Raw genomic sequence first — 17388 nt, 5'->3', positions numbered from 1 at the left:
TGATCCACCTTACGGATCGGCTTTACAAGGTCACAGGTAGCGATTGACCAGATTTTCCAACCGCTCCTGACGGCCAGAGCGGGGCTGTGGGTTGATCCCCTCGGACTGCACCCGCGCGGTGATCGCATCCAGATCAGAGTTCAGCAGCGCTTTGCCCGCATCACTATCCCAACCTGCGTAGCGTTCATTACGCGCCGCTTCCAGCTTGCCATCTTCCAGCATTGCCGCCGCAGCCTTCAGCCCTGCCGCACAAGCATCCATCCCACCGACATGGGCGAGGATCAGATCCTCTGCATCAAGGCTCTGACGGCGCAGTTTCGCGTCAAAGTTGGTGCCGCCGGTGGTGAAGCCACCAGCGCGCAACACCTCGTAATAGGCCAGCGCCATTTCCGGCACATTGTTCGGAAACTGGTCGGTATCCCAGCCGGATTGATAATCATTGCGGTTCATGTCGATGGAGCCGAAAATCCCCAATTCCCGTGCCATCGCCAGTTCATGCTCGAACGAATGGCCCGCCAGAATGGCATGGCCCTGTTCGATGTTCATCTTGACCTCGCCTTCCAGCCCGAATTCCTTGAGGAAGCCGTAAACCGTCGCGACATCGTAGTCATATTGATGCTTAGTCGGTTCCTGCGGTTTCGGCTCGATCAGGATCGCGCCTTTGAAGCCCATCTTGTGTTTGTAATCGACGACCATCTGCAACATCCGGCCCGCCTGCGCGCGTTCGCGGCCCATATCGGTGTTCAACAGCGTCTCATAGCCTTCGCGCCCGCCCCAGAGGACGTAGTTTTCACCACCGAGCTTCATGGTCGCATCCATGCAGGTCTTGATCGTGGCGGCAGAGAAAGCAAACACATCAGGGTCAGGGTTCGTCGCCGCACCGGACATGAAGCGGCGGTTGGAAAACAGGTTCGCGGTGCCCCAGAGCAGCTTGACGCCGGTCGTTTCCATCTTTTCGCCGAAATAATCGACGATCTCTTCCAGATTGCGGGTGTTTTCGGCGAAATCAGCACCTTCGGGGCGCACATCGGCATCGTGGAAGCAGAAATAGGGCACGTTCAGGATCTGGAACATCTCGAACGCGACATCGGCCTTCATCCGGGCGGCATCCATACTGTCGCCGAACCAAGGGCGATCAAAGGTCTGACCGCCGAACGGGTCACCACCCGGCCAAGCGAAGGAATGCCAATAGGCAGCGGCAAATCGCAGATGATCTTTCAGCGTTTTACCCATCACCACCTCATCAGGGTTGTAATGGCGGAAGGCGAAGTCATTGTCGCTGTCCGGGCCTTCGTAGGTGATGGCGGGGATGTCTTTGAAGAAATCGGTCATGATAGTCCTTTCAATGCGGTATAGCTGGCGCGGTAACGGGCATGAGCCTCGGCAAAAGCCGCTGTCAGTTTGGTGTCAGGGTCGATGGTGCGGGCGATCTTCGGTGCGGTCGCGACCTCGGCCCCTGCCCCGGTGGCGGCCATCAGGCCAAGGCGTGCAGCGCCAAAGGCCCCGCCAAAATCACCCGCGACAGGCAGTTCAATCGGCAGGTCCAGCGATGTGGCAATCGCCTGCACCCAATAATCGGATTTGGACCCACCGCCGACCGCGATCAGGCGGTTGATCTTGGTGCCGGTACTGGTCAGTGCGTCATGGCAATCGCGGATCGCGTGGGTCACCCCTTCCAGCACGGCGCGGGCCATGGCCTGGCTATCGGTCGCATGGTCCAGATGCAGGAATGCGCCGCGGATCGCCGCATCATTATGCGGGGTCCGTTCACCGCCCAGATAAGGCAGGAACAGCGGTTTGCCCGGTGCCTGCAACGCGCCCAAACCGCCGGTCAGGGTCGCGGCGGGTTTATCCGTGACTTTGGCAAACCAGTTGAGCGCATCAGCGGCAGCGAGGATCACGCCCATCTGGTGCCATGTACCCGGCAAAGCGTGGCAGAATGTATGCACGGCAGAGGCAGCATCGGGGTTATAGGCATCGCTGGCCGCGAACAGCACGCCCGAGGTGCCGAGCGAGACGAAGGCATCGCCCGCCTTGACCACGCCCACGCCCACCGCACTTGCGGCATTGTCACCGCCGCCACCAGCGACGACCACGCCCTGCGGCAGGCCCCAGCGGGTGGCGAGTTGATCGCGCACCTGCCCCGAAACTTCGGAGCCTTCGACAAGGCGCGGCATCTGCGCGCGGGTCAGGCCGGTCGCAGCCAGCAGATCATCGGACCAGTCGCGCTTGGCGACATCCAGCCAGCTTGTGCCAGCGGCGTCGGACATTTCTGCCACCGCCTCGCCCGTCAGCCACAGGCGCAGGTAATCTTTCGGCAGCAGCACGCGGGCGACCTTGGCGAAGATGTCTGGTTCATGTTTCGCCACCCAGACAAGTTTGGGCGCGGTGAAACCCGGAAAGACGATATTGCCGGTCAGCGCGCGGAAGCGTGGGTCGGCGTCCAGTTCCGCCGCTTCTACGGCAGAGCGGGTGTCGTTCCACAGGATACAGGGGCGCAGCACGTTGTCATCGGCATCCAGCAAAGTCGTGCCATGCATCTGGCCGGACAGGCCGATGGCCTTGACCCCGTCCAAAGACACCTGCGCGCCAAGATCACGCATCGCCGCATCGGCCGCGTCAAGCCATGTGGCGGGGTCCTGTTCGGACCAACCGCTCTGCGGGCGCTGTGCATCCAACGGGGCCGAAGCCTCGGCAAGGATGTTTTGATTGACGTCTATCAAAACAGCTTTGAGACCGGAGGTCCCCAGATCAAGTCCGATAAACATTATGCTGCCTTTTTAGGATTCTTGCCCATGATGATCATCGACAGGATGTCATCCTCGGTCACATCTTCGACCCGTTCGGTGCCGACAACCTGGCCGTTTTTCATCACCGACACACGATCGCAAAGCTCCATCATCTCGCGCGTGTCATGGCTGATCAGGAAAATGCCCAGACCTTGGGCTTTCAATTCATGGATCAGATCCGCGACCATCTTGGTCTCATGCACGCCCAAGGCAGCTGTCGGTTCATCCATGATCAGGATCTTGGCCTTGAAATAGACCGCCCGCGCAATCGCGACCGACTGGCGCTGACCACCTGACAGGGCCGACACAGGTTCTTTCAGCTTTTTGAAATTGGGGTTCAGACGGGCCATGATCTTGCGCGTCTCGGATTCCTGACGCCCGTCATCGACAAAACCAAAAGGCGTGGTCAGTTCGCGGCCCAGAAACAGGTTGGACGCGGCATCAAGGTTATCGGCCAAGGCCAAGGTCTGATAGATCGTTTCGATATTCGCGTCGCGACTGTCGCGGGGCGATTGGAAATCGACCTTTTTGCCTTCGACCCAAATCTCGCCCGAATCCATCTTATAGGCACCGGACAGGATCTTGATCAGCGTCGATTTTCCGGCACCGTTATGGCCCAGAAGGCCAACAACTTCACCGGGATACAGGTCGATACTGACGTGATCCACCGCCTTGACCCCACCGAATGAGATCGAGACATCTTTCATCTGCACAAGGGGTGTCATCATTTCGCTCCTGAATATTTGCGATACTGGATGTCGATCCAGACGGCGAGGACCAGCACAAGGCCCACCACGATGTTCTGATAAGGCGCATCAACGCCGACCATCGCCATGCCAGATTGCAAGGATTGCATGATCAGCGCGCCGATGATCGCGCCGTAAATCGTGCCGATCCCACCAGCCAGCGCCGTGCCGCCGATCACTGCCGCAGCGATGACGCGCAGTTCGTCCAAAGTGCCGATATCATTGGTGTGGTATCCCAGCCGGGCAGAGGCGACGATGCCCCCCAGCGCGCAAAGCACGCCGACCATGGCAAAAATCTTGACCGTCAGCAGTTTGGTATTGATGCCGGACAGTTCCGCCGCATCCGGGTTACCGCCGGTGGCAAAGATATAGCGGCCCAGACGTGTGCGCTGCGCGATCACGGTCATCACCACGGCGACGGCGATCAGCAGCAGCACGGAATAAGGAATACCGTAGCCCGCGGTGCAACCTTCAAGCTGCGCACAGCCCCAGCGTTCAAATTCACGCTCGACCACGCGGTCTGGCACAGCATAGGCGTTCAGCACCGCGACAAAGGCGAGGATCGCAGCGATCACAACGCCGATCACGGCGATTTCGGCCCACATCGGTTTGACGGTAAACCCATGGCTGATCTTTGTGCGGCGCGCCATCAACAGGCCGACAGCAGAGGCCGCAGCAGCGATCAGGCCGACAACCCAGCTCCAGAAAATCCCCAAAGTGCCGTTGATCCCGCCAAACAGCATATAGGTTTCATCCAGCGGGCCGATGGTCTGACCATTGGTCAGGTGCCAAGCGACGTTGCGCCAGATGAGCAAACCGCCAAGGGTGACAATAAAGGCCGGGATCAATTGATAGCCGATCAGGTAACCTTGCAAAGCACCGACCAGACCGCCAACGACAAGCCCGGCAAAGATGGTGATCCAGGGGATCATCGGATGGCCGATTTCCAGCCCGAACATCTGCGGCAGGATCTGCGTCTGGGTGATGGCCATGACGGCTGTGGTGGTGGCCAGCAGCGCACCAACCGACAGGTCGATATGGCGGGTGACGATCACGAATACCATGCCGGTGGCCATGATCGCCACGGAAACGGTCTGGATCGACAGGTTGAAAATATTGCGCGGCGTCAGAAACCGCTGGCCCGACCACAGATGGAACACCACCCAGATCAGCAGCAGCGCGCCGATCATGCCCAGCAGACGGGTGTCCACCTCCAGCGTTTTGAAAAAGGACCGGCGCGTTTTCAACGCGGCCGGGGCGGTTTGATCAGACATAGATTTGCTCCATCGTAGCCAGAAATGCTGGGTCAGCGGCCACAGGTTTGCTTGAAAAGAAAAGAAGGGCCCTGCAACCGGCAAGGCCCCTTATGTGGCGGCGGGCCATGCCCGCCACCCGTGACTTAATTACATGGGGCCGGGCCGTCGGTCACACCCTGGCACAAAGCCTCGACCGTGATCCAGCCGGCGTCGGTGACATCCGTCAGGTTGTCAGCCGTGATCGGGAGCGGCTCAAGGAAGATCGCGGTCATCTCGGTCCCGGCTGGCGACGTCCATGCTTCGCTGCCTTCGACAGCAGTCATGTCACCATCGGCACTGGCCAACGACACAGCGATTTCAGCCGCAGCGCGGCCCAATTCGCGGGCGTCTTTCCAGACCGACACGGTCTGCGTGCCAAGGGCGACACGGTTCAGCGCGGCATGGTCGCCGTCCTGACCAGAAACCGGCATCCCTTCCAGCCCTTGGGCTGTCAGCGCTGCGACAACACCGCCAGCGGTGCCATCGTTGGAGGCCACAACCGCATCCACCGCATTGTCATTGGCGGTCAAGATCTGTTCCATGTTGCGCTGTGCGTTGGCAGGCAGCCAGCCATCGGTATAGGCCTCGGCGACGATCGTGATCGCACCGCTGTCAATCGCCTCTTGCAGGACTTCCTGCTGGCCGCCGCGCAGGAAATCTGCGTTCGGGTCAGTAGGCGAGCCTTTGATCATGACATAATTGCCTTCGGGCATCTGCTCAAACACGGCGCGGGCCTGCATGCGGCCGACTTCAACGTTGTCGAAGGTCAGATAGAAAGCGCGTGGATCTTCGATCAAGCGGTCATAGGCGACGACGGGGATGCCTTCGTTCGCGGCAGCCTCGACAGCGGGGCCGATTGCGGCGCTGTCCTGCGCAAGAATGATCAGCGCGTCAACGCCTTGGGCGATCAGGCTTTCGACATCGGACAATTGCTTGGACGACGATGATTGCGCATCAGCGGAGACGTAAGTCGCACCAGCCGCCTCAAGCGCTGCACGGATCGCGGCTTCGTCAGTTTTCCAGCGCTCTTCCTGAAAGTTCGACCAGCTGACGCCAACCGTCAGGTCCTGCGCCAAGGCAGCGGAGTTAAAGCCAGCGACAGCAATCGCGGCAGCGATAATGGATTTATGCATGTATTCCTCCCAGAAATGCGGCCCTCATGCAGTGAGGGTGTGGGTCATACGACCCTACGCTCTTCAAAATGCCATATTAAATTCACTTGTCAAAATAAAAATCGCTGTGTTTCGTGAAATATGGCTTTGAGACTGCGGAATTATTGGGCAGTCTGTGAAGACTTCGGGTTCTGGCCGTCTTATCGCCCGTTTATAATTCAGGGGCTGAACTATGTATGATGAATTCTCTTCCGATGGCAACGAATCGCCTGCCCTGTCGGGTTGCGGCCCATTGTTGCCGACCGCCAGCGCAGTCGCAAAGCCCCTGCGCCAGCAGATTTTCGAGCATGTTCGCGGGGCCGGTCGCGCCGCACGCACCGATGTGACCCGCGCGCTTGGCATCAGCGCCGGGTCAGCCACCACGCTGACCGCCGATCTGATTGCCGCAGGGCTTCTGCGCGAGGTTGAAGGCCTGCCGCGCGAAACCGGGCGCGGCCGCCCGCCCGTAGCATTGGAGGTTGTGTCTGAGGCCTGCCATGTCATCGGCATCAAATTGTCGGATGAGGTCCATACCGCCGTGCTGACCGATTTTTCCGGTCAGATGGTGGCCGACGCCAGCCTGCCCACCCCGCCGACACGCAAATCGCTGGACGATCTGTTGGATGAAATCGCTGTGCTGATCGCGCAGGTTTTGCAGGCCACAGGCAAGGAATTATGCGATATCGCCGCAGTCGGGATCGGCCTGTCCGGCATCGTTGATCACCAGACCGGGACTGTGCCGTGGTCGCCGTTGCTGGCGGAGCGTGAAATGGACCTTGGCACCGCCTTTGTCGCGCGGTTCGGCTTGCCGCTTTACCTCGACAATGATGCCAATGTGCTGACTTTGGCAGAACTCTGGTTTGGCGCGGGCCGGTCGATGACGGATTTTGCGGTCGTCACCATCGAACATGGCGTGGGCATGGGGCTGGTGCTGGATAATCGCCTGTTCCGCGGATCGCGCGGCATGGGGCTGGAACTGGGACATACCAAGGTGCAGCTTGACGGCGCCTTGTGCCGCTGCGGCCAGCGCGGCTGTCTGGAGGCTTATCTGGCCGATTACGCCCTCGCCCGCGAAGCCGCGACCGCATTGCACCGCAACCCCCGCAACCTGCAAAGCCCCAATGCGATGCTGGATGCCTTGTTCGCACAGGCCAAAGCGGGCAATCAGGCGGCGCGCACGATCTTTCGCCGCGCCGGGCGCTATCTGTCGGTGGGGCTGGCCAATGTGATCCAGCTGTTCGACCCTGAACTGATCATCCTGTCGGGTGAGCGGATGCAATATGATTACCTTTACGCAGATGAGGTGCTGGCCGAGATGCGCAAACTGACCCTGAACGATGGCCGCAGCCCCTGCCGGATCGAAACCCATGCCTGGGGCGATATGGTCTGGGCGCGCGGCGCTTCGGCATTGGCACTGGCGGCGGTCACCGACAAAGTGCTGGGCGAGGCGCGGGCATGATCCGCGCGCTCGCCCTGTGCCTGATCGCGACATCTGCCAGTGCAGAGGTTATTTTCGAAGATCGTTCCGCCGCGCTGCCGGGCCATATCTATGCCGGCGGCTGGGAACATTTCGTTGGTGGAGGTGTGGCCGTTTTCGATTGCAATGCCAATGGTTTGCCGGACGTCTTCGCAGCGGGCGGTGAGAACCCGGCGCTCTTGCTGCGCAATGACGGGGAGTTCAATTTCACGCCTATGCCCGCCCCGGAAATGACAGGGGTAACAGGCGCTTATCCGATCGACATTGATGCAGATGGCGCGATGGATTTGTTCGTGCTGCGCGTCGGGCCGAATGTCGTGCTGCGCGGCGATGGTGCTTGCGGTTTCACGGATGTGACCGCTGATTGGGGCGTGCCAATGGGCGATCATTGGACCACCGCCTTTACCGCCTGGTGGGAAGACGATGGCAAGCCGGTCATGGCGATTGGCAATTATGTTGACCGCGCCAATCCCGATGGCCCGTTCGAGGCTTGCGATACCAATGAAATCCTGACGCCCACGGATGGCGGCTATACCAGCAGTGACCTGACCCCCGGCTTTTGCCCTTTGTCGATCCTTGCCGCCCATGATGCGCGTGGGCGCATGACCCTGCGGCTGTCGAATGACCGGCATTATTACGTGCGCGGTGGATCGGAACAGATGTGGGATATCGCGGAGCAACGCTTTCTGGGTGAGGCGGATGGCTGGCCCAATGTGGCACTTTGGGGCATGGGGATCGCCAGCCGTGATCTGACAGGTGACGGCAGGGATGAGGTGATGCTGACCTCTATGGGTGATCAGGTGCTGCAGATCGCCCAAGCCGATGGCACTTATCAGGCCGCCCCCTTCAGCATCGGCACCTATGCCCAGCGCCCGCATACCGGCGATGACGGGCGGCCATCGACCGGCTGGCATGCGGAATTTGCCGATGTGGATAATGACGCGCGGCCTGATCTGTTCATCGCCAAAGGCAATGTCGAACAGATGCCGGGGCTGGCGATGGCCGATCCCAATAACCTGCTGATGCAGCAGGAGGACGGGACGTTCACCGAGGCCGCCCTGAGCGCAGGCATCGCCACGACTGACAGGTCACGCGGTGCGGCGCTGGCGGATTTCGACGGCGACGGGCGGCTGGACCTGATCGTGGTCAACCGCCGCGCACCGTTGGAGATGTACCGCAATGTGACCGAAGACACCGGCAATTGGCTATCCGTTGCGCTGGACCAATCCAGCGGCAACCGCAATGCGATTGGCGCGGTGGTGGTGGTGCAGAGCGGTGATCTGCGCCAAAGCCAGCAAAACACCATCGGCGGCGGTCATGCGGGTGGCAAGGCGCTGCCGTTGCATTTCGGGCTGGGTGACGCGACCGACGTCACGATCACCGTCACCTGGCCCGATGGCACGCAAAGCACTGATCAGGCGGAGGTGAATGCGCCCTTAACCCTCCGGCACCCGCGCGACAGATAGGCCGCTCGGCACAGTATCTGGGATGCCCAGCACGCCGGTTTTGGCATTCGGGTCGGTCAGGCTGTCCAGAAAGGCCAGCAAAGCGTCTAACCCAGCATCATCCAAGCTGACCGGGTCCAAACTCACAGCAGCGGCAATGGCGGGGCTATCCGCCAGCCCGCGCCCATCATCCACCGCCAGATCCGGCAGCAGGGCCTGATCCAGATCATAGCTGTCCAGCGCGGTCACCGGGTCCAGATGCGCAACAAGAAACGCGCGCAGATCGGCATAGGCACCCGAATGCCCATAAGGCCCGGTCAGCGCGACATTACGCAGGCTTGGCGTGCGAAAGGCGAACATATCCGCTGCGTCCCCCGTCACCCGGAACCGGCCCAGATCACTGGCATGGCTTTCGAACCGTTCCGCCTTGCCCGGCCCGATCTGGGGGACACCCATCGCGTGAAACTGATGGTCGGTCAGGAAAGGACCGGCATGACAGCTGCTGCAGCCAGCCTCGCCGTAAAACAGCGCCATGCCAGCGGCGGCGGGTGCGGGCAAGCTCGCCTCGCCCCGCAGCACAGCATCGAAAGGCGCGTTGTCAGACCGCCATTCCAGTTCCATAAAGGCGGCGATGGCGTTGGAGATATCGGTGAACCCGATCTGCGCGGGATCGTCGATATGATCATAAACCGCGATAAATGCATCCGCATAGGCCGGGATATCCGCCACCCGGCGCGAAATGATATCCCAAGCCCCGCCCGGCCCCGTGATCATGCCACGCCGCACCGCCTGGGACACATCATTTTCACTATAATGCCCGGCCATTTCATCGCCCGACAGCACCGGAAACATCGTCTGTGCCGACAAAAGCGAGGCAAAGCCGGTGACCATATCATCCGCCAAGGGTGTACGCAGGCCACCGGGGCGGGTCTGGTCCACCTCGATCCGTCCATCGTGGAACAACACGGTGAATTCGCGCGCGCCCAGATTGAACAAAGCCGGTGAATTGCGCGGGATACGCTGTTCAGGCAGATTTGCCGGGTCCGCCACGCGGTCAGGCCCCAGCCCCTTGCCGCCATCGCCCATCCCCAGCGACAACCCGTCAGAGGTGCCGAAGGCCGGGTGGTGGCAAGTCGCGCAAGACACATCGCGATTGCCCGATAGAATCGGGTCATAGAACAAAAGCTGGCCTAATTCAGCTTCGGCCCGGTCAACCGGGTGAAAATCCGCATCGGTTAAGGCGCGCGGCAAATCCTGCGCCGCAGCACTGCTGGCAAGCGCGGCAAAAATGACGATGAAACGCATCTGATCCCCCCAGATCACCATGCTATCACTTGCATGGGTTCTGGCAAGATCGCCTTATTCCATGCTTTTGCGAATGCGGTGCACCAGCAGCCAGACCAAAAGCAGGACCGCAGGCGTGGTAATCGCGGTCAGCACCGGCTTGGTGATCGCCAAAGCCTCTGCCAAGGGTGCCGCCATATAGAGCGCGAGATTGACGGCATAATAACTGATCGCAACCACTGACAGACCTTCGACGGTGCGTTGCAGGCGCAATTGCAGATCGGCGCGTTTGTCCATGCTGGTCAGCAATTCCTGATTCTGCGCCGACCTTTCCACATCGACCCTTGTCCGCAGCAGATCACCCGCGCGCAGCGCGCGTTCAGACATGGCATAAAGCCGCGCCTCGGTCGATTTGACGGTCCGCATCGCAGGATCAAAGCGGCGCATCATGAATTCACCAAAGGTCTGCCGCCCGGCAAAGCGTTCTTCACGCAGAACCGAAATCCGCTGATTGACGATGGTTTCATAGGCGCCCGCAGCGCCAAAGCGGAATGTCGTTTCAGCAATGGTATTTTCAATCTCGGCAGAGACTTGCAGCAACGATTGCAAGACCTTGGCAGGATCTGTCATCGACTGGCGCATATCGGCCAGAAGTCCGGTCAGCGTTGTATCAAATTCGCCCATCTTGGGACCCAGCGACCGGGCCTTGGACAAGGCCAGCATCGACATCGCCTTATAGGTCTCGATCTCGCACAGGCGCTGCACGACGCGGCCGATCCGCCGGTCATCGACCTGCGGCCGGGCGAAAACGGCAAACCGCATATGGCCTGCCGTATCAATGCGGAAATCACCCGCGATGATCAGATCATTTTCGACAACACGGCTGATCGCCAGACTTTCGGGCACGAACCAGTCATGCGCTTTCTGCAGAATGCCATCGTCGCCATCCACCACCTCGACCCGGATCAGGGCAGAGGTGACGCGGGTGCCGGGGGCCTTGGACAGCCAATCATCCGGAAACACCTCAAAAGTCGCGACATCGAATGGGCGGTTGGCCACGCCTTCGCCAAAGACGGTATAAGTCACAAATTCCGTATGACTTTCCCATTTCAGCTGATGCTTGCCGATGGTGCCAAAGTAATGTGTCGCATCGGGCTGCGGATGTTGCGCGCCGAAACGGTCAAGCAAATCAATCAGATGCGCGCGATCAGCGGCGCGGTCGCGACCAGCGGCATTGCTGGCCGGTTTGATCGCAAGATAGGCCGCACGGCTGGGTGCGCTGACCGCCGGAAACGGGCGGGCATGCAATTCATTCGCCAGCGTGTAGCGCAAAGGATGATCAGCAATCGGTGGCATCAAACGAAACTTTCACTTTCAACTCTGCTTTACACTAGCGCACCAATCCCCGCTGTAAACAGGAAAAGTGTTAATTTCTAATCACTTAGTCGCACACAAAGGTATACGATGGACGTTTATGCCTCTCGCGGTCTAAATATAACTATGGCCCGGATCATCCTGTTCAACAAACCTTTTGGCGTGCTGTCGCAATTCACCGATGCGCGCAGCCCCTCGCCGCGCCCGACGCTGTCGGCCTATGTTACTGTGCCGGGTGTCTATCCGGCAGGCCGGTTGGACCGCGACAGCGAAGGCTTGCTTTTGCTGACGGATGACGGTGCCTTGCAGGCGCGGATTGCGGACCCGAAACATAAACTGACCAAAACCTATCTGGTGCAGGTCGAAGGCGCACCGCAAGAGCGCGATCTTGATCTATTGCGCAAAGGTGTGACGCTGAACGACGGCCCGACGCGGCCCGCGCAGGTGCGGCGGATCGATCCCCCCGCCCTGTGGCAGCGCGACCCACCAGTGCGGTTCCGCAAATCAGTGCCGGATTCTTGGCTGGAGGTCACCATCAGCGAAGGCCGCAACCGGCAGGTGCGCCGGATGACTGCGCATATCGGCTTTCCCACCCTGCGGCTGGTGCGCTGGCGGATCGGGGAATGGGATCTGGGGGATCTGGCGCCGGGGATCTGGCGTGACGCATAAAGGCGCCGTGGTGCGGTCGGGGGGACTCGAACCCCCACGAATGTTACTTCACAGCGACCTCAACGCTGCGCGTCTACCAATTCCGCCACGACCGCAGGTCTCAAGGCAGGTAAGTGCCGCTCTCATAGACGAGCGGATTTGCGATGCCAAGGGGAAATCATGCCTCTTTTCATCGCGCCGCCGCAGGGCTAATCCGGACTCATGGTAGAATGGATCATCAGCGACGGATCGACCGATTATCCGCAGGCGCTGGCCTTTATGGAAGAGCGCGTGAATGCGATCATCGCGGGCGAGGCGGATGAATGTATCTGGCTTTTGGAACATCCCCCCCTTTACACCGCAGGCACCTCGGCCAAGGCTGGCGATCTGATCAGCCCGGACCGTTTCCCGGTCTATGACGCGCGGCGCGGCGGCGAATATACCTATCACGGGCCGGGCCAGCGGGTGATCTATGTCATGCTCGATGTCGGCAAACGCGGCCATGACCTGCGCCGTTTCGTGCAGGATCTGGAAAACTGGGTGATCGGCACGCTGGAGACTTTCAACGTCAAAGGTGAAATCCGGCAAGGCCGCGTCGGTGTCTGGGTGCAGCGACCGCAAAAGCCGCGCAATGCCGATGGCACGCTGGCCGAAGACAAGATCGCCGCTATCGGCATCCGCATGCGCAAATGGGTGTCGTTTCACGGGATTTCTATCAATCTGGACCCGGACCTGTCGCATTTCGACGGGATCGTGCCTTGCGGCATCCGCGACCACGGCGTGACATCCTTGGTCGATCTGGGCCTGCCGGTCAGCATGGATGATCTCGACGTGGCGCTGCGGCAGACATTTGCGGCGACGATGACGGGGTAATCCGCCCACCCCTGCGCCAATATAACCCAACCTCGCGCGTGTATCCGCAGTTGCCCCGCGCGGTGCAAGCGACTAGAACCCGGCTTAACGACCGCCCACGCTTGAATCGGCGGCGTCGATCTGTAGCCAATACGAGGAGAGCCACATGGCGGACGCAGCCATCCACGGCGACGCACATGAAGACAACCGGGGCTTTTTCACCCGCTGGTTCATGTCCACCAATCACAAGGACATCGGGATCCTGTATCTGTTCGCCGCAGGTATTCTAGGGTTCGTTTCGGTCGCATTCACCGTCTATATGCGGCTCGAACTGATGTATCCCGGTGTGCAATATATGTGTACCGAAGGGTTCATGACCGATCCCTGCACGCCCAACGGGCATCTGTGGAACGTGCTGATCACCTATCACGGCGTGCTGATGATGTTCTTCGTCGTCATTCCGGCGCTGTTCGGTGGTTTCGGCAATTATTTCATGCCGTTGCAGATCGGCGCGCCGGATATGGCGTTTCCGCGTCTGAACAACCTGTCGTTCTGGATGTTCATTGCTGGTGGCGCCATGGGTGTGGCTTCGATGTTCGCACCGGGTGGCAATGGTCAGCTTGGGTCGGGCGTGGGTTGGGTCATGTATCCGCCGCTGTCGACGAATGAGGCTGGCATGTCGATGGATCTGGCGATCTTCGCTGTCCACCTGTCGGGTGCTTCCTCTATCCTTGGCGCGATCAATATCATCACAACTTTCCTGAACATGCGCGCACCGGGCATGACGCTGCATAAAGTGCCGCTGTTCGCCTGGTCGATCTTTGTGACCGCCTGGATGATCCTGCTCGCCCTGCCGGTTCTGGCCGGTGCGATCACCATGCTGCTGACAGACCGGAATTTCGGCACGACCTTCTTCCAACCAGAAGGCGGCGGCGATCCGGTGCTCTACCAGCACATCCTGTGGTTCTTCGGTCACCCCGAAGTTTACATCATCATCATCCCCGGCTTTGGTATTATCTCTCATGTCATCGCCACTTTCAGCCGCAAGCCGATCTTTGGCTATCTGCCGATGGTCTATGCGATGGTGGCGATTGCGGTTCTGGGCTTTGTTGTCTGGGCGCACCACATGTATACCGTGGGCATGTCCCTGACCCAGCAAAGCTATTTCATGCTGGCAACCATGGTCATCGCGGTGCCGACAGGCGTGAAAATCTTCTCCTGGATCGCCACGATGTGGGGCGGGTCGATTGAATTCAAAGCGCCGATGCTTTGGGCCTTTGGCTTCCTGTTCCTGTTCACCGTTGGTGGTGTCACCGGGATCGTGCTGTCACAGGCGGGCATCGACCGGGTCTATCATGACACCTATTATGTCGTGGCGCACTTCCACTATGTGATGAGCCTTGGTGCGGTCTTCGCGATCTTTGCAGGTATCTATTTCTACCTGCCCAAGATGTCGGGCCGGATGTATCCTGAATGGGCGGCCAAGCTGCATTTCTGGATGATGTTCATCGGTGCCAACGTAACCTTCTTCCCACAGCACTTTCTGGGTCGTCAGGGGATGCCACGCCGCTATATCGACTATCCTGAGGCTTTTGCCTTCTGGAACCTGGTGTCGAGCTGGGGGGCGTTCCTGTCCTTTGCCTCATTCCTGTTCTTCATCGGGATCCTGGCCTGGACATTGCTGCGCGGCCGCGTGGTGACAGAGAACAACCCCTGGAACGAATATGCCGATACGCTGGAATGGACCCTGCCCTGCCCACCGCCAGAGCATACGTTCGAAACGCTGCCCAAGCGCGAAGACTGGGATAAGCAACATTCCCACTAGCCTTGGCTGACAAGATAAAAAGCCCCCGGTTTCCGGGGGCTTTTTTCATGCGCTATTGGAAATCCGCGCGGCGGACAGTGACAGTTTCACGCATGGACCTATGTCCCGCACAGGCGCAATTTGCGCGCCAGCGAGGATGGACAGATGCCCTATGAATGGACCCCCGAACACCCACATGACGGCCCCGACTGGCAGTTGAGCCTTTGGCCGTACCGGTCTTTGCTGCGCAAGGATTTCGTGCTGTTCATGGGGGCGACCGCGGCATTGGTCGCCTTGCCATTGATCACGCTGCTGGGGTCAGTCGTGCTCTGGGCCTTGCTGCCGTTCTTCGGTCTGATGTTCTGGGGGCTCTGGACTGCACTGAATGTCAGCTACAAGCGGGGCGAGGTGTTGGAAGAATTGGTGGTCGATGACCAGACCGCGCATCTGACCCGCTATAATCCCAAAGGCGACCGGCAGGAATGGCAGGCCAACCGCTATTGGGTCACCGTGCATCTGCATCCCAAGGGCGGGCCGGTAGAGAACTACATCACCCTGCGCGGTGGCGACCGCGAGGTCGAAATTGGTGCGTTTCTTGATGTGTCGGAAAGGCTCGCACTTTATGGCGACCTCAAACGCGCCTTGCGCGGGGATGGCGCGCCGTAGCTGGTCAAGCGCATGGCCGGGGGCAAAAACTTTTATGCCTCCGGCGGGGATATTTATACTCGGAAGATGGGGGGTTACCCCAGACGGAATTTGACCAGCGGCCCGGCTTTCGCGAAGTCCATCTGGCCGGTGTAATTGGCTTTCAACTCGGCCATAACCTTGCCCATGTCGCGGATGTTTTCCGCGCCCACGGCGGCAATCGCCGCATCGACAGCGGCTTCAGCCTCGGCTTCGGACAATTGGCGCGGCAGGAATTCTTCGATCACCTTGATCTCGGACAATTCCTTTTCCGCCAGTTCCAGCCTGCCGCCTTCTTCATAGGCGCGCGCAGATTCCTGACGTTGTTTGACCATCCGGCCCATGATTGCCAGCACATCGGCATCCGACAGGCCTGCGCTCTCCTCCGCAGTGCCGCGCAGGGCGATATCGCGGTCTTTGATGGCGGCATTGATCAGGCGCAGGGTGGACAGCCTGTCCGCCTCTTTCGCCCGCATCGCATCTTTCAAAGCCGCCGTGATCCGGTCGCGCAATTGCATGGAATATCCTGTGATTATTGCATCAAAGAACCCGCACCATATCGTTTCGCGCTTGGGCTGACAAGCAGCCGTGACGCCACGCTCTGCCTTGTTTGCATGGCGGGTATCGGCCCTTGACCCTTGGCCCCTGCCCTCGTACACCCGGACCAATTTGACGGATGGAGTTCGGATCATGACGCAGAAACCAACGGCTTGCCTTGCACTGGCGGATGGCACGATCTTTTACGGGATGGGCTTTGGCGCCACCGGCGAAACCGTGGCAGAGCTTTGCTTTAACACAGCCATGACCGGCTATCAGGAAATCATGACCGACCCGTCCTATGCCGGGCAGGTCATCACCTTCACCTTCCCCCATATCGGCAATACAGGCGTGAACGTCGATGACGATGAAACCGCTGACCCTGTCGCCGCAGGCATGGTGGTCAAATGGGACCCGACCGATGCATCCAGCTGGCGCGCCACGGGCGAGCTGAAAAGCTGGCTTGCCAGCCGCAACCGCATCGGCATGGGAGGCGTCGATACCCGCCGCCTGACGCGTGCGATCCGCCAGCAAGGCGCGCCGCATGTGGCGCTCGCCCATGATCCGGACGGCAACTTCGACCTGGAACGCCTTGTCGCCAAAGCCCGCGCCTTTGCCGGGCTGGAAGGGTTGGATCTGGCCAAGGATGTCACCTGCGCACAATCCTATCACTGGAATGAAATGCGCTGGGCCTGGCCCGAAGGGCATCAGCCGCAGACCGAGGCCAAGCACAAGGTCGTCGCCATCGATTTCGGTGCCAAACGCAATATCCTGCGCTGCCTTGCCTCTGCCGGTTGCGATGTCACCGTTCTGCCCGCCACGGCGACGGCAGAGGATGTGCTGGCACTGAACCCCGACGGTGTGTTCCTGTCCAACGGTCCGGGCGATCCGGCGGCGACGGGTGCCTATGCCGTGCCGATGATCAAAGGCGTGCTGGCCACGGAAATCCCGGTTTTCGGGATCTGTCTGGGCCATCAGATGCTGGCGCTGGCTTTGGGCGCGCGCACGGTCAAGATGAACCACGGCCACCACGGTGCCAACCATCCTGTGAAGGATATGGAAACCGGCAAGGTAGAAATCACCTCGATGAATCATGGCTTTACCGTCGACAGCCAGACCCTGCCCGCCGGTGTGATCGAAACCCATGTATCGCTGTTTGACGGCTCCAATTGCGGCATCCGCCTTGACGGTCGCCCCGTGTTCAGCGTGCAATACCACCCAGAGGCCAGCCCCGGCCCGCAGGACAGCTATTACCTGTTCGAACGCTTTGCCGAGGCGATGGACCGCGTGACGGCTTAACCT

General features: G+C 60.0%; 15 protein-coding genes and 1 tRNA gene. 7 read left to right on the top strand and 9 right to left on the bottom strand.

Translation table 11 applies throughout. The annotated features are described in order from the left end of the window. Positions 1-30: 30 nt before the first annotated feature. The 5 genes from xylA to xylF form a co-directional block, all read right to left on the bottom strand. The gene (gene xylA, locus VOY09_RS00585) at positions 31-1332 is read right to left on the bottom strand and encodes a xylose isomerase (RefSeq protein ID WP_322892831.1); all 1302 of its coding nucleotides are present in this window, start codon (positions 1330-1332) and stop codon (positions 31-33) included. Beyond that, complete coding sequence (gene xylB / locus VOY09_RS00580; RefSeq protein WP_322892832.1) at positions 1329-2768, bottom strand: xylulokinase; 1440 nt, start codon at positions 2766-2768, stop codon at positions 1329-1331. Before xylB ends, xylA begins: the two co-directional genes overlap by 4 nt. Then, a complete protein-coding gene (locus VOY09_RS00575) occupies positions 2768-3517 on the bottom strand; it encodes an ATP-binding cassette domain-containing protein (RefSeq protein ID WP_322892833.1) in 750 nt (249 codons plus the stop codon). The genes xylB and VOY09_RS00575 overlap by 1 nt, the downstream gene beginning before the upstream one ends. Next, positions 3514-4809: a sugar ABC transporter permease gene (locus tag VOY09_RS00570; RefSeq protein ID WP_322892834.1), complete on the bottom strand. Its 1296-nt coding sequence runs from the start codon at positions 4807-4809 to the stop codon at positions 3514-3516. Before VOY09_RS00570 ends, VOY09_RS00575 begins: the two co-directional genes overlap by 4 nt. A 125-nt stretch (positions 4810-4934) precedes the next feature. Then, entirely contained in the window at positions 4935-5963 is a 1029-nt protein-coding gene (xylF, locus tag VOY09_RS00565; protein WP_322892835.1) for a D-xylose ABC transporter substrate-binding protein, read from the bottom strand. A gap of 211 nt (positions 5964-6174) precedes the next feature. Here xylF and VOY09_RS00560 point away from each other — a divergent pair, with 211 nt between their 5' ends. Continuing rightward, complete coding sequence (locus tag VOY09_RS00560; protein WP_322892836.1) at positions 6175-7440, top strand: ROK family protein; 1266 nt, start codon at positions 6175-6177, stop codon at positions 7438-7440. Then, positions 7437-8924, top strand: coding sequence for a CRTAC1 family protein (locus tag VOY09_RS00555; RefSeq protein WP_322892837.1), 1488 nt, complete (start codon positions 7437-7439; stop codon positions 8922-8924). The genes VOY09_RS00560 and VOY09_RS00555 overlap by 4 nt, the downstream gene beginning before the upstream one ends. Here the strand turns inward: VOY09_RS00555 and VOY09_RS00550 are convergent. Both VOY09_RS00550 and VOY09_RS00545 read right to left on the bottom strand, forming a co-directional pair. Beyond that, positions 8895-10208, bottom strand: coding sequence for a cytochrome-c peroxidase (locus VOY09_RS00550; RefSeq protein WP_322892838.1), 1314 nt, complete (start codon positions 10206-10208; stop codon positions 8895-8897). The two genes, VOY09_RS00555 and VOY09_RS00550, sit on opposite strands and share 30 nt — an antisense overlap. Before the next feature lie 54 nt (positions 10209-10262). Next, positions 10263-11543 carry a DUF3422 domain-containing protein gene (locus VOY09_RS00545; RefSeq protein ID WP_322892839.1) on the bottom strand — a complete coding sequence of 427 codons (1281 nt, stop codon included), beginning with the start codon at positions 11541-11543 and terminating at the stop codon, positions 10263-10265. Between the two features lie 144 nt (positions 11544-11687). Here VOY09_RS00545 and VOY09_RS00540 point away from each other — a divergent pair, with 144 nt between their 5' ends. Beyond that, positions 11688-12230, top strand: coding sequence for a pseudouridine synthase (locus tag VOY09_RS00540; RefSeq protein WP_322892959.1), 543 nt, complete (start codon positions 11688-11690; stop codon positions 12228-12230). An 8-nt stretch (positions 12231-12238) separates the two neighbouring features. Here the strand turns inward: VOY09_RS00540 and VOY09_RS00535 are convergent. Beyond that, a tRNA-Leu gene (locus VOY09_RS00535) sits at positions 12239-12325 on the bottom strand. Positions 12326-12431: 106 nt separating this feature from the next. On the opposite strand from VOY09_RS00535, the gene lipB reads away from it, so the two are divergent. The 3 genes from lipB (at position 12432) to VOY09_RS00520 (ending at position 15531) form a co-directional block, all read left to right on the top strand. Then, the gene (lipB, locus tag VOY09_RS00530) at positions 12432-13082 is read left to right on the top strand and encodes a lipoyl(octanoyl) transferase LipB (protein ID WP_322892840.1); all 651 of its coding nucleotides are present in this window, start codon (positions 12432-12434) and stop codon (positions 13080-13082) included. A 145-nt stretch (positions 13083-13227) separates the two neighbouring features. Further along, complete coding sequence (gene ctaD, locus VOY09_RS00525) at positions 13228-14886, top strand: cytochrome c oxidase subunit I (protein ID WP_322892841.1); 1659 nt, start codon at positions 13228-13230, stop codon at positions 14884-14886. Positions 14887-15030: 144 nt separating this feature from the next. After that, on the top strand, positions 15031-15531 hold the full coding sequence (locus VOY09_RS00520; protein ID WP_322892842.1) for a DUF2244 domain-containing protein: 501 nt from the start codon (positions 15031-15033) through the stop codon (positions 15529-15531). A gap of 74 nt (positions 15532-15605) precedes the next feature. Here the strand turns inward: VOY09_RS00520 and VOY09_RS00515 are convergent, their stop codons facing one another. Beyond that, positions 15606-16067, bottom strand: a complete 462-nt coding sequence (locus VOY09_RS00515; RefSeq protein WP_322892843.1) for a GatB/YqeY domain-containing protein — start codon at positions 16065-16067, stop codon at positions 15606-15608. 172 nt (positions 16068-16239) lie between these two features. Here VOY09_RS00515 and carA point away from each other — a divergent pair, with 172 nt between their 5' ends. Then, positions 16240-17385, top strand: coding sequence for a glutamine-hydrolyzing carbamoyl-phosphate synthase small subunit (gene carA, locus VOY09_RS00510; RefSeq protein WP_322892844.1), 1146 nt, complete (start codon positions 16240-16242; stop codon positions 17383-17385). Positions 17386-17388 lie beyond the last annotated feature (3 nt).

It is taken from the genome of Yoonia sp. 67-2 (assembly GCF_035117555.1).
GTDB lineage: Bacteria > Pseudomonadota > Alphaproteobacteria > Rhodobacterales > Rhodobacteraceae > Yoonia.
The sequence above is the reverse complement of the archived record's forward strand: the minus strand, read 5'-3'. Positions and strand labels throughout refer to the sequence as shown.